At 61.4% G+C, this 13,329-nt stretch carries 9 protein-coding genes; 5 read left to right on the top strand and 4 right to left on the bottom strand.

Translation table 11 applies throughout. The features are described from left to right. Positions 1-55 precede the first annotated feature (55 nt). Complete coding sequence (locus J2X24_RS06440) at positions 56-1,051, bottom strand: LysR family transcriptional regulator (RefSeq protein ID WP_209718414.1); 996 nt, start codon at positions 1,049-1,051, stop codon at positions 56-58. Between the two features lie 236 nt (positions 1,052-1,287). Between J2X24_RS06440 and J2X24_RS06435 the strand changes: the two genes are divergently transcribed. Next, complete coding sequence (locus tag J2X24_RS06435) at positions 1,288-2,481, top strand: serine hydrolase domain-containing protein (protein WP_209718411.1); 1,194 nt, start codon at positions 1,288-1,290, stop codon at positions 2,479-2,481. A gap of 62 nt (positions 2,482-2,543) precedes the next feature. Continuing rightward, a complete protein-coding gene (locus J2X24_RS06430; RefSeq protein ID WP_209718408.1) occupies positions 2,544-4,355 on the top strand; it encodes a serine hydrolase in 1,812 nt (603 codons plus the stop codon). 201 nt (positions 4,356-4,556) lie between these two features. Here the strand turns inward: J2X24_RS06430 and J2X24_RS06425 are convergent, their stop codons facing one another. Continuing rightward, entirely contained in the window at positions 4,557-4,775 is a 219-nt protein-coding gene (locus J2X24_RS06425; RefSeq protein WP_209718406.1) for a flagellar hook protein FlgE, read from the bottom strand. Positions 4,776-5,069: 294 nt separating this feature from the next. Here J2X24_RS06425 and J2X24_RS06420 point away from each other — a divergent pair, with 294 nt between their 5' ends. Further along, on the top strand, positions 5,070-7,574 hold the full coding sequence (locus J2X24_RS06420) for a calcium-binding protein (RefSeq protein WP_209718403.1): 2,505 nt from the start codon (positions 5,070-5,072) through the stop codon (positions 7,572-7,574). 343 nt (positions 7,575-7,917) lie between these two features. Here J2X24_RS06420 and J2X24_RS06415 read toward each other — a convergent pair whose 3' ends face one another. Together J2X24_RS06415 and J2X24_RS06410 are read right to left on the bottom strand one after the other, a co-directional pair. After that, on the bottom strand, positions 7,918-8,922 hold the full coding sequence (locus tag J2X24_RS06415; RefSeq protein WP_209718399.1) for an aspartate-semialdehyde dehydrogenase: 1,005 nt from the start codon (positions 8,920-8,922) through the stop codon (positions 7,918-7,920). 217 nt (positions 8,923-9,139) lie between these two features. Continuing rightward, positions 9,140-11,227, bottom strand: a complete 2,088-nt coding sequence (locus J2X24_RS06410; protein WP_310002609.1) for a beta-galactosidase — start codon at positions 11,225-11,227, stop codon at positions 9,140-9,142. A gap of 197 nt (positions 11,228-11,424) precedes the next feature. Here J2X24_RS06410 and J2X24_RS06405 point away from each other — a divergent pair, with 197 nt between their 5' ends. Both J2X24_RS06405 and J2X24_RS06400 read left to right on the top strand, forming a co-directional pair. Beyond that, a complete protein-coding gene (locus tag J2X24_RS06405) occupies positions 11,425-12,342 on the top strand; it encodes a DMT family transporter (protein WP_209718396.1) in 918 nt (305 codons plus the stop codon). A gap of 61 nt (positions 12,343-12,403) precedes the next feature. Continuing rightward, entirely contained in the window at positions 12,404-13,165 is a 762-nt protein-coding gene (locus J2X24_RS06400; RefSeq protein WP_209718394.1) for a hypothetical protein, read from the top strand. Positions 13,166-13,329: the final 164 nt, after the last annotated feature.

Below are 13,329 nucleotides of genomic sequence, written 5' to 3'. Positions count from 1 at the left end.
TCCAGCAAGTGAATCTTCCCTAAGCGGACATTCGCCGCAGCTATTGCCGTTTGAGCTATTCGGCGGCGGAGGCCATCTTGGACAAGGTTTCTTTCTGCGTATCTTTCATGGCCTGAACGACCCAATTGGCGAACTTTCGCACGGCGGACCGTGCATCGCCTGGGCGGTTTGCGACAATCCGGTATTTTCCCCCGGGAGCGGGCTTCAGCGAAGTCGCCGCGATCAGTTCGCCACGGTTGATAAGACGGTTGACGAGGACAGTGCGTCCGATGGCCACGCCTTGATCGCTTAGTGCCGCGTGATAAGCGAGATGCGACAGGTTGAAATGGCGGTCGCCGACAATCTGGCCGCGCCATTGCGGGCGGGCTGATTGCCACGATTCCCATTCCACTTCCGTCGGGCGGCCTTGCCACGGTACATCGTCCCACGGCGCGTCGTCATGAAGGCGGATGAATTGTGTATCCTCGGTTTCTGCGTTCATAGCGTTCTTATAGGACCTGGAGCAGACTGGAACGATCATCTCCTGGAATGATCCGAGTTCATATACGTCTTCAGTTGGCGCATTCTGGTAGCAAATGAGCACGTCGATGCCCTTGTCTTCCATGCGCTCTGCCGTCGCCTGGTTGAACTCGCCGCGAATGAACAGCTCAATATCCGGGTTTTCCTGGTAGAAGCCTTGTAAACGTGGGACCAGCCACTCCATGGCCAATGAAGGCAGGCAGCTGACCACGAGAGAGGAGCGTCGCACACGGTCGAACCGGCTCAGCGCGCCGTTCAGTTTCGTCGCCACTTCATTCATCGTACCGAGAAGGTTTTCGCCTGCGGACGTCAGGACCAGGCGGCCCTTCTTTCGGGAAAACAGGGTCGTGCCAAGTCGGCCTTCGAGGCGGATGACGCGCTGGCTGACGGCGCCCTGGGTTACACCCAGCCGACTGGCCGCACCTGTTATTGACCCAACGCGCGCGGCCATGCGGAAAATCCATAAATCGGACAACAGCTGTGCATCGACCCGATAGCCCTGGACATCCTCTTCACCCATTTTACCGGCCATTCTCAAAACTCCCATGTTTAAGCGAAGGCGGTACATGAACACTCAGGTCCCTGGAACGCGATGGATACGTACCGTTCCAAGACACTCGCGCGAGGTAGGCCGTGGTCCTTGCAAGATACAGCGAGACGCCGGCACCGAAGCTTCAGCCCAAAGATATTCTAATGACAGCATTAGATTTGAACAATTGTCAGCGGGCGATAAACACGTACCCTTAATCGTCATCTTAGGGCGGCCAAATGCACACTGAAGGCGACGAGAAGCCCCAAACCAGACGCCACATCCTTCGCGTGGCGGGCGGGACCGCGATCTTAGCGACGCTTCCCACATGGACTTACGGTCGGGATTTCGATGAACCACTGCCGAGCCTTGCGACGGCATCTTCAGGCCGTGGAAAGATATCATCTGTTCAGGCTGCGCTGGAGACCCAGGTTCCCGCGCTTCTCAGGGAGCATGGTGTTGCCTCAGTCAGCATCGCCCTTGTTGCTGACGCACGCATGGTCCTCGAACGGAGCTACGGGGAACAGTCAGATGGGGTCCGCGCCACGCCCGCCACACTCTACAACCTCGCGTCCGTTACCAAACCTGTCACCGCAGAGGTATTGTTGCGCCTTGTCGCCGCAGACCGGCTTTCACTCGATGAGCCGATGTCACAGTACTGGGTCGATCCCGACATCGCATCGGACCCGCGTCACCAGCAGCTGACGCTTCGCATGGCGTTGAGCCACCAAACAGGGCTCCCAAACTGGCGCGGCCACAACCCGGATGGAAAGCTTGCCTTCGCCTTCTCTCCCGGTAGCGCATACGGATATTCTGGCGAAGGCTATAACTATGCCGCACGCTACGCAGAACGTAAGCTCGGGCGCGGTTTCGAAGATCTGGCGCAAGAACAGGTCTTCGATCCTCTTCGCATGTCCAGTACGTCGTTTTCATCGCGAGAATGGATGGAGGGGCGGCTTGCCGTGCCTCTCGACATCGACGGCCGCTGGGGCGGACCGCAGGTAGAGAGGGCGGGGCAGTGGAACGCGGCCAACAATTTGATCACAACTGCCGGGGACTATGCGCGGTTCCTTGCCAGTGTGATGAAGGGCGAAGGGTTGACGCCAGAATTAGCGTTCGAGCGCCTGCGTCCGATGCGTGGCCCGCAACCTGAGTGGACGTGTGACGCCGCGCCGGTGACTGTGTGCCCGCGAACATTGAAGGTGGCGCTCGGCTGGAGACGTCTGGAATTCGCCGACGGTCCTGTTTTCATGCACACGGGCTCCAACGATCGCCCCGGCGGCGAGCGCACCCTGGCTTACTTCGACCCCAGGCGCCAGGACGGTGTTGTCGTTCTGACAAGCGGCGCGGAGGGGGGACGGCTATATCGCGAGATAGCCGCGATCATCGGCCAAGGGACATCTGTCTCCGAGTATCTGGCTTCTCAGCAATGAGACAGCAGGTCTCGCCTGCTTGCGCCCTCACGCGCCTCAGCCCTTTTTTCGAGGAGACCTTCTTGAACCGACTTTGTCCCGCCGCCGCGCTCTCCGCTGTGATGCTCGCGGTTTCGCCCGCAAATCCGTCTGCCGCCGATGTATTGGTCGATACCCATATTCAACAGGTTACACAGCAAATGCCTCCGCCGGTTTTGGTGCGTGGCGAGAAGCCCAAAGTGACCTCCCTGGACATACGTATGGCGGAGCTCCGCGTCCCGGCGGTGAGCATCGCTGTGATTCACAAGGGGCGCATCGAGTGGGCGCATGGATTTGGGGTGACGCGGTGGAACGGACCGTCCGTCACTCAGCATACGTTGTTTCAGGCTGCGTCCATCAGCAAGCCAGTGTTTGCACTTGCGGTTTTACGTCTGGCCGACACGGGACAGTTGGACTTGCAAGCCAATGTCAACGACTACCTGACAAGCTGGAAGGTGCCCGACAGCGCTTTCACAAGCCAGACGCCAGTGACGTTGCGCGCATTGTTGTCGCATACAGCCGGAACCACTGTGCATGGCTTCCGGGGCTACGAGCCGGCATTAACATTACCAACCCTCACTCAGATTCTCGATGGCCAGTCGCCAGCGAACAACAGCCCGGTTCGCGTCGATACCATGCCGGGAAATCGATACCGCTATTCCGGCGGCGGATATGTCGTTGCACAGGCGGCGCTTCAGGACCTGACGGGAGAGCCGGCCGCTCAGTACCTGCAAAAAGTTTTGCTACAACCCTTAGGTATGAAGGACAGCACGTTCGAGCAACCTTTGCCCGCCTCGCGCGCTGCGGAAATCGCCATGGCTTACCGGGCTGACGGCTCGCAAGTTGAAGGGGGGGCGCGGGTCTATCCTGAGCAGGCTGCCGCCGGTCTTTGGACCACGCCCACGGATCTTTCGCGCTATGCACTTGGCGTCATCGCGGCACTTAAGGGTGAAGACGGCGCGATCCTTTCAGCTCCCATGGCGCGCATCATGCTGACTCCGGTGCTGAATCATCACGGTCTCGGGCCGCGAGTTGGTGGAAGAATGCCTAGAATCTACTTCGCGCATGATGGCGGTAACGACGGCTACCGTTGCCTGATGGTGGTATACGAGGATGGCGAAGGCGCCGTGGTCATGACCAACAGCGACAATGGCGGCGTGCTGGCGCAGGAAGTCATGCGCAGCGTCGCATCTGCTTATGGGTGGCCGGATTTCGCCCCCTCCCTCCGCACGCTCGTGGATGTAAAGCCCGAGAGACTGGAGCGATTGGTTGGCGTCTACCAGTTTGACGACGGCTCGGTCTACGTCGTGCGTCGTTACGCGGAGCGTTTGGTGGGGCACGAACTTGGCCAGGCACCCGTGAACCTGTTCCCGTCGTCCGACCATGAGGTGTTCGCACGGGACGTCGACCTCGTCGTCGACTTTAAGGGCATCGACGACAAGGTGACGGAAATGCAACTCGGTGTGGGGGAGACCGAACGGCGCGGAATGCGACTTACGGAGGCGCGATCGCAAAAGGTCTTTGCATGGCTCGATTCCACCGAGCGTCGGTTTCAAGCGCAGGCCGCCTCGCCTGAGTCCGAGGCGGCGGTCCGCGCACTTCTTGCCGGCATCACCGCGGGCAAGCCGGACTACCGCAACATGAGACCGGCATTGGCAGACTCTATTAGCCAGCAGTTGCCCGGCTTGCAGCAATGGTTGAAGTGGCTAGGTGAACTGAAAAGTCTAAAGTTCGTGCAGGTCGATGCCAATGGCCGCGACGAATATCGCGGTGAATTCGTCCAGAACCCTTTGCGAATATTCATCCGCCTAAATGAAGATGGTCGCGTCGAAAGCGCCGAATTTGCACCGGGATAACCTTGCCGAAAAGTGCAGCACTCCGTACGGCGCCGTTAGAGCGATATGCCAAAAAGTGTGCAGCGGTTTTGGCTAAATATCGCGATAAAACAAAAACCTAGAGCATGATGGTGGTTCGACCTAAACGCATCATGGTCTAGCGGCCTCAGCAAAACCTCCGCTGCGGTTTCAAAATGACGCCCCCTAAGCGGACAGGCAACCTCAAACGAAGAGGTCGAGCAGTTGTCCGGTCGCTTCCTTGGCGCTTTTCATGACGGCGACATTGGCGGCCACAGCGACCTCGGCCTGCTTTTGTGCGACCACGGCCTCGGCGACACTGCCAATGTCGGTCGCGGAGCTTTGGGCGATCTTGACGGCGGAACGGTCGAACATCTGCATGGCGTTTGTGACACCTGCGGCGGCGGCATTTAAAGCATTCATGGTACGCACCTTTTACAAGCCGGTTCGGGTTCCGGCCTGTGGATAATCCTGCCAAATGCTTAAGGGTGTGCTGAGAGACGCGGTTAACGGGCATCAGCCATGATACTTCCCTGCGCCGCGCGCATGGAGGCGGAGGGCCTTATAGTCATTCGGCGATCTGCGAAGCCCTATCTTGAAACACGCCGTCCAGGTTCTCGGTTAATTTCGCGTATCGCGCGCAGGTGGTATTACTGTAGTGGCAAATATGGCTATGGTCGCCGCGCCTTTACGACACTGCTTTTTGGGGGGACGACCATGGCCACATATACCGGTGACACGAACGACAATACCTTTACCGGCCTGGACGAGGCCGATACCGCGCTCGGCTTCGAAGGCCGTGACACGCTGAGAGGCGGCGGCGGAGACGACCTGCTGGACGGCGGCGACGGCGACGATTTCCTGGATGGCGGTGACGGCAACGACACGATCGAAGGCGGCGAAGGCAACGATAGCATTTACGATCAGATAGGCGGCGGCGCGTTGAGCGGCGGCGCTGGCAATGACTTCATCATTGCGTTCATTACGGCAGCAGGCCAGACCACGGTTGATGCCGGCGCCGGCAACGACTTCGTCCAGGTCAGCGCGAACAATGGCGGCATGATCTCCGTCAACGGCGGCGATGGCGACGACGCATTGTTCATCGAAGCGCGATGGAGCGGCAGCGTCACCGCGACCGGCGGCGCCGGGCGGGACATCTTTAAAATAAACCCCCAGGCCGATAATTTTGCCGCTGTCTGGGGCAGCGTGACCATTACCGATTTCGAAGCCGGGGACGGCGGCGATTACCTGTTCTACGATCCAACCGATCCGCATCAGGGCGTCTTGCTGTCCAAGCTTAGCAATTACAACGACACCAATCCGTTCGGCACCGGCCATCTGCGCCTGGTGCAGTCCGGCGCCGATACGCTGATCGATCTCGATGTCGACGGCGCAGCCAACGGTTTTGCCTACACCACCCTGGCCGTGCTGCAAGGCGTCACCCTGACGGACCTGTCGGCGGCCAATTTCGGCGGATATGCGCTCAATGGTGCGGCGCCCGCAGGCATCGTCGATACCGGCACGGCGTACAATGACTACATCAGCGGCGGGATCGGCAGCGATACGCTGAGCGGCAATGACGGCAACGACTATATGCAGGCCGGCGACGGCCGCGACAAGGTGAGCGGCGGGACCGGCGGCGATACCATCTTTGGCGGCTATGGCAACGATACCGTGAACGGCGACGATGGTGACGACGCCCTCTACGACCAGGAAGGCTCGAACGTCTTGTCGGGCGGTGCCGGCAACGACGTGGTGTCGAGCGACGCGGGCGTCGGCGAGAGCTTCACGATCAGCGGTGGCGACGGCGATGACCTGATGTGGGCCGCTGCCTACACCACCGGCTACGGCATCATCAATGCCGGCGCCGGCGATGACACGATCGAGACTTACGGTTCCTACAACAAGGGCATGGTGATTACCGGCGGCACCGGCCGCGACACATATCAAATCCGGGGCTTCGAGACCGTCATCACCGTCACCGACTTTGCTGCGGGCAACGGCGGTGACAATATTGACATTGCCTATCTGCGACTGCACGCCGGCCTGCCGGAAAGCGGCAATCCGTTCGACAACGGCACGGTGCGCCTGCTCCAGACCGGCGGCGACGTGCTGCTGCAACTGAATGAAAGCGGCACGCGCTTCCATACCATCGCCATTCTCAAGGACGTCAACGCCGCTCAGCTGACCGCCGACAATTTCAGCGGCTATGCCCTTCCGGCAAAGACCGCCGAACAGTACGGCACGGGCGGCGCGGACAGCATCACCGGCACGATCAGCGACGAGGCCATCTATGCCGGCAAGGGCGACGACTCGGTGTTCGGCGACTTCGGCGACGACCTGATCAGCGGCGCCGACGGCCACGATACCTTGGTCGGCGATTTCGGCAACGACACCCTGTCGGGCCAGGCGGGCTCGGATTCGCTTGACGGCGGCTTCGGCGACGACCAACTGTCGGGCGGCGCGCGCTGGGACACCCTGGTCGGAGGCTATGGCAACGACACGCTGGACGGCGGGACCGAGAACGACGCCATGTATGGCGGCCACGGCAGCGACACCTACGTCGTCGACCATATCGGCGACCGCGTCTACGAAGACGAGGACGCCTGGTCCAGCCCGCTGTACACGACCGACACAGTCAAGGCATCGATCGACTATATGATGGCGGCCAATGTCGAAATCCTGTACCTGACCGGCACGGCGGTCTCGGGCCTCGGCAACGGCCTCGGCAACAGCATGAACGGCACCAGCGGCAACAATTTCCTGTCGGGCGGCCTTGGCAATGACAGCCTCTACGGCTGGGACGGCAATGACAACCTGAAAGGCGATGCCGATCATGACCGCCTGTCCGGCGGCAACGGCAACGACACCCTGGTCGGCGGCATGGGCAACGACGTCGTGGGCGGTGGCACGGGTTCGGATGACTTCGTCTTCCGGTCGGCTGCCGACAACGGGCACGATCATGTGGTCGATTTCGAGCACGGCGTCGATCGCCTGGTCTTCAATGGCGCTGACTATGGCTTTGCAGCCGGTCATACCCTTACGGCGGCGGAGTTTACCGCCGGCACTGTAGCGGTCGGCTCCGCCGCGCAGTTCGTCTGGGACGGTGCGGCGCAAAGACTGTGGTGGGATGCCGACGGTGATGGCGCGGGCGCAGCCTATGAACTGGCCCTGGTCTCGGGCGGCACGGCGGTGACGAAGGAAGACCTGTTCTTCATCTAGATTGTGATGCGTTTAAATCGAATCGCTATCATGCTTTAGATCGGTATGATTTTAAGTGGAAACATCATACCGATCTAAGTTTTTGTTTTGTCGCGATATTTAGCCAAAAGCCGCTGCACACTTTTTGGCATATTGCTCTAAGCGGGCAGCCAAGGCAGGAAATCATTCTGCCTTCTTGCCTGGGTGCGCCGGCGAAAATGGCGTGCATGGCCGAATCCCTTGGGAACGTCTCTATATCGTAGCTGATCCGCGCCGCGATCCCAATCGTAGGAGCACCGCCCATGGTCTTGGCCCGCGACCGCGAGCGACGCCTCCCTGCACCGCGCACAGGGAGGCAAGGGGCCTACAGCAGCTCCGCGATCTGCACCGCGTTCAACGCGGCGCCCTTAAGAAGTTGGTCGGCGGCGACGAACATCGAGATCGAGCGGCCCGACGGGTCCGACAGGTCGCGGCGGATGCGGCCGGCCAGCACGTCGTCCTGGCCCGAAGCGTCCTTGGGCATGGGGAAATAGTTGTTTTCCCAGTCGTCGATCAGCCGCACGCCAGGCGCGCGGCCCAGAAGCTCGCGGACCTCTTCGGGCGAGATGGGCCGTTCGCATTCAAACGTCATCGATACCGAGTGCGCCCGCAGGACCGGCACGCGCACGCAGGTGGCGGAAACGTTGATGGCCGCATCGTTCAGGATCTTCCTGGTCTCCTTGATCACCTTGGTTTCTTCGTCGTTGTAGCCGGTTTCCGGATCGATCGCCGTATTGTGGCTGAAGAGGTTGAAGGCATAGGGGTATTTGACGACGTTGGGGGCGTATTCGCGGCCATCGAGATAGGCGCGGGTCGATTCCTCGAGTTCCTCCATCAGGGCCGCGCCGCCGCCCGACGCCGCCTGGTAGGTCGAGACGATCAGGCGCTTCACCGGATTGACGGAATGGATCGGCCACAGCGGCACCAGGGTCGTGATCGCCGCGCAGTTCGGATTGGCGATAATGCCCCTGTGGTTCCTGATCTCCTGAGCGTTGATTTCCGGAATGACCAGCGGGATTTCCGGATCGGCGCGGAAGGCCGAGGAGTTATCGACCACGACCGCTCCGGCCTTGATGGCGATGGACGCAAACTGCTTCGAGATGCCACTGCCGGCGGAAAAGAGCGCGATATCGACGCCGTCGAACGCCGCGTCGGTCGTTTCCTCGACCGTCAGTGCCTCGCCGCGAAACGTGGCGGTCTGCCCAGCCGAGCGCGCCGAGGCGAGCAGCTTCAGGCCTTTCAGCGGAATGCCGCGGCGCTCGATACAGCCGATGAATTCACGACCGACGGCTCCGGTGGCGCCGACAATGGCGACGGTCTTGTTGTGCATGTTGGGGGTCCTTTCAGGCAATAAAAAAGCCCCGGCCGGACGGACGGGGCGACTTCGGAGATTGAGCTGTGAGCGTGATGTCGTTTACGCGCGCGCGATTATCCCCGGCCCCTGGGCCTTGGTTTTCATCGTTGTTGTTGTGCGCGTGACGAAGGTCATGGACGGGCCTTTAACCGGGAAGATGAGCGGGAGTCAAGGCGGGGAAGCGACGCCGGTCTCACTTCCCCTGTTCGACGATGGCCACGCCCCACGGATCGAGCCTGAGCGTGTCGCCGGACTTGACGCCTGTGCCGCCGATCAGTTCGCGGCCCGGCGCGAAGCCATAGCGGACCTCGCGCGCCTGGTCGGAATAATTCAGGAAATAGCGCACGGGCTTGCCGCTTTTCAACACGCCGCTGCGGATCACCAGCGGATAGCCCGTCTCGTTGACCTCGCTCCACAGGCCGGCGCGCTTCACTGTTTCCGCCAGGATTTTTTCAGCCAGCGCCTCGGACGGCATGAAGCCCATATAGGTGACCTCGCCCTTGCCATGACGGTTGCGCGTGATCGCCGCGTAATTCTTCCATGCCGGATGGTCGTAGCGCGCCACAACCTCGGCCGTGGTCGGCGTCAGCAGTTCGGCCCACCACCGCACGGCATTGGCCTCTGCGCCAACCTTGTACGGATCGCCCTCAAGCGTCATGCGCTCGGGCGTAGTGAACTGGCTGTAGGTGACGCCGGCGGCTTCGGCGATGGCGCCGGGTTGCCGGTCATAGCGCACCTTGACGTTCTCGTCCGAGAAGCCGCTCTTGAAGGTATAGAGGACGTGCCCGCCCGCCTTGGCGAAGTCGTTCAGCCGCTTGATCTCCGCGTCGGAGGCGACATAGAGCGCCGGCACGATGATCAGTTTGTAGCCTGAAAAATCGGTCGTCGACGGATCGAGAAAGTCGACCTCGACATTCATGCGGTAAAGCGGATCGTAAAGCCCGCGCACCACATCGTTATAGCCGGTCTGGCCGTTCGGGCCGAACCGGAAGGCATTGACGCCGGTCAGCGCGCGATTGCTGACATAGATGGCGACCTTGTTCGCCTTTGTCATGTCGACCAGTTTCGGCCCAAGGCGTTTGAACTCGGCGCCGATCACTTTCGCTTCGTCATAGGTCGGGTTGGGCTGGTAGTCCTGCGCCAGCAGCCCGCGCCAGTAGGTTTCGATGGCGTTGGCGGTGGTGCCCCAGTGCCAGTATTCGACCATGTTGGCGCCCGAAGCGACGTGGCTGAAGGCCTGCAGGCGCAACTGTCCGGGATAGGGCGTCCAGTTGGGAAAGCCCATGGCCTGGGTTTCCAGCACCAGATAGTTCTTGCCGTGCTTCAGCGACCGCGTCAGGTCGCCGCCGAAGGCGATCTCCGTGCCGGTGAGCTGGGCCTGGCCGGGATGGTAGATGTCGACTCCGGCGATATCGAGCGCTTTCGCCGCGTCGAAATGGTTGACGACGGACTGGACGCCGTAGGAGGCGCCGCGCCAGTCCAGGTCGAAATTGTGCGTGATGAACTGGCCCGGGCGGGCATTGGCGCGGACGAGCCCGGCCTGCCAGCCGAGGAAGTCGGTCACCAGCTCACGCTGGAATTCGGCGAAGGCGCCGCTTAAGGACGCATTGATAGAGGCGTTGACCGACGGAAAATCCTCCCAGCGGTTGATGCGGTTGCTCCAGTAGTTCAGGCCGTAGGCGTGGTTCAGCGTATCGAGGTCGGGAAAGCGCTTCCTGATCCACACCTGGAAGGCGGCCTGCACATTGGGGCCGCTGGTGTCGTAGGGCTTGGTCTCGTTGTCGACCTGATAGCCGATGACCGCCGGGTGGTCCTTGACGTGGCGGACCAGTGCGACGATCACGCGCTCCGACGCCTTGCGGTATTCGGGATTGGTGATGTCCATGTTCTGGCGCGGGCCATACTGGTTCGGGCCGCGCGGGGTTTGCGCCAGCACGTCCGGATGTTCGCGCACCAGCCAGGTCGGGACGGCGTAGGTCGGCGTGCCGACGATGACCTTGATGCCGGCCTTGTCCATGGCGTTGAGCACGCGGTCGACGTGCTTGAAATCAAAGACGCCCGGCGCGGTTTCCAGCGTGCCCCAGGTCGATTCGGCTACGCGCACGACGGTGATGTTGGCGGCCTTCATCATGGCCACGTCGGTCTCCAGCCGGTCGACGGGCATGTATTCGTCGTAATAGGCGACGCCGTAGAGGATCGTGTCGGGCGTTTTCGCCTGCGACTGGGCCAGGGCAGGGGCGGCGGCCAGCAGCATGCCGGCGATGATGAGGAGCTTTTTCACCCGTTTCTTCCCGATGTTCGATATGGCGGCGCCACGCGTTTTGCCGCGACCGTCGCATTTGTCAGACTATTTTGCAAGCCGCTGAAACGCTGGGACTTCAGGGCTAAAGCTGTCAGCGAGCGTACAAATCCTGCCATTCTTGCATTGGCGACGGCGGGCGGCTTTTCTTGGTGCCGATAATCCGGCATGGCTTCGCCATGAAACTCTTCGACAACCGCCCGCTGACGGCCTTCGCGATCCTGTGCTTCATCTGGGGAACGACGTGGCTGGCGACCAAGGTCGCGCTTGAGACCATGCCGCCGCTGTTCATGGCCGGGACGCGCTTTGTCGTGGCGGGGCTGATCATGACCGCCGTAAGCTGGCCGCGCAACGGGGACCTTCCGTTTCGCCGCGCCGACGCCGGCCGGCTGCTGGTTGCGACCCTGTTCATGATCGTCCTGTGCTACGGGCCGTTGTTCTGGGCCATGCAGTTCATCGAATCCGGCCTGGCGGCGGTGATCGACATGTCGCTGACGCCGGTGGCGCTGCTGGTCTGCGCCGTTGCCATGCGCCAGGAAGAGGCGACGCCGCGCAAGATCTTCGCCCTGATCCTGGGCGTAGCGGGCGTTGTCATCATGTTCCTGCCCGACCTTAGCCGCCTGACGGCGGCGGGTAGCGGCGGCATGCGGATCATCGGCGGGCTTGTGACCGCTTCGGCGGCCTTTACCTATGCCTTCGGCTCGGTCATCGCCAAGCCGTTGCTGAAAATCTATTCGACCACGCTTCTTTCCGGACTGACGACGCTGATCGGCGGCGCGATCCTGCTTGGCGTGTCGCTGGGGTTCGAGCCTGGCGCGGTGGCGGCGCTCGACCTCACTTGGGGCTTCCGGGCGTGGATGGGCTGGCTGTACCTGATGCTGTTCGGTTCGCTGATCGCCTTCGCGCTCTATATGCAGCTGCTGCGCGACCTGGGCGCCTCCAAGTCCGGCAATTTCGCCTTTGTCTCGCCGGCCATCGCCGTCATCGCCGGCGCGGTGGTCCTGGGCGAGCGCATTGAATGGCTGAGCTGGATCGGCATGGCGGTCATGCTGACGGCGGCCTTCATCTCGCTGCACGGGGCGGAAAAGCCGCGTTAACCATCGCTTGCGCGCAGGGCGGATCGGGCATACCCTCCCGGAAACGAGGGGAGGGGTGAAGATGAGCCGCGTCAACAGATTGTCACCCACGCCCATCGCATCGGCCGTCGTTGGCGTGCTGCTGATCATCGCCGTCTTCTACGTTTTCGCCCACGAGGAAGCCTTCTGGTGGCTGCCATCGCTGTTCGAAAAGGCTTTGCGCGACAAGGGCTATGGCTACTGGCACCGCTGGGTGCACCTCAGCGCCTGGGAGACCTTCGTCATCGGCTTTGTGATCTATATCGTCTGGTACATCGTCTCCCAGACCTATGACGGCATCTACAAATTCGTCCGCAAATATCCGTGGGTGCCGCTGATCCTGCCGGCCGTCTATCTGCTGCTCCTGGTCGGACGCGACCTCTATACCGGCTATGCCATTTACGACGACCGCATCGCGCTGCGTTCGCCTTTAAGCGGCCTCGACATCCGGGAGTATCGCGCCTCGGACGTCGTCAGCGTCGAGGTCGGCTGCCATGAGCGCATGCGTCTGGCAAAGCGGCGGCCGGGCTGGGCCGTGCCGTCCTACAGGCTGACCTTCCGCGACGGGACCACGCTATCGCCCTTCGACATGGCGGACAGTGATTTCCGCAATCCGCACCTGATGGCCGCCATCCTGCGCTTCGACACACTCGTCCAGGCGGCGGGTGTGGAGAAACATTACAGCGTGAACCTTGTTGCCGAATCTCCGGTGCGTGGCGGCACCTGTTTCAATCGGATGGAAGGATATTTCGATCCGTCCCTTAGGCCGGCGATGCGCAAGACCTTTTCGACCGGGGCGATCTAGGACGCTCAGTTCTGGACACGACGCCTCGGGCCGCTGGGATCGCCGGCCGGTGTTCAAGCCGGCGTCCGGGGGCCAGTTCTAGATCGGTATGATTTTAAGTGGAAACATCATACCGATCTAAGTTTTTGTTTTGTCGCGATATTAAGGCGAAAACCCCAAAGACG

It is taken from the genome of Asticcacaulis solisilvae, from assembly GCF_017875235.1.
In the GTDB taxonomy this organism is placed as follows: domain Bacteria; phylum Pseudomonadota; class Alphaproteobacteria; order Caulobacterales; family Caulobacteraceae; genus Asticcacaulis; species Asticcacaulis solisilvae_A.
Note: the sequence above shows the minus strand (reverse complement) of the source record. Positions and strands in the feature narration are given on the sequence as shown.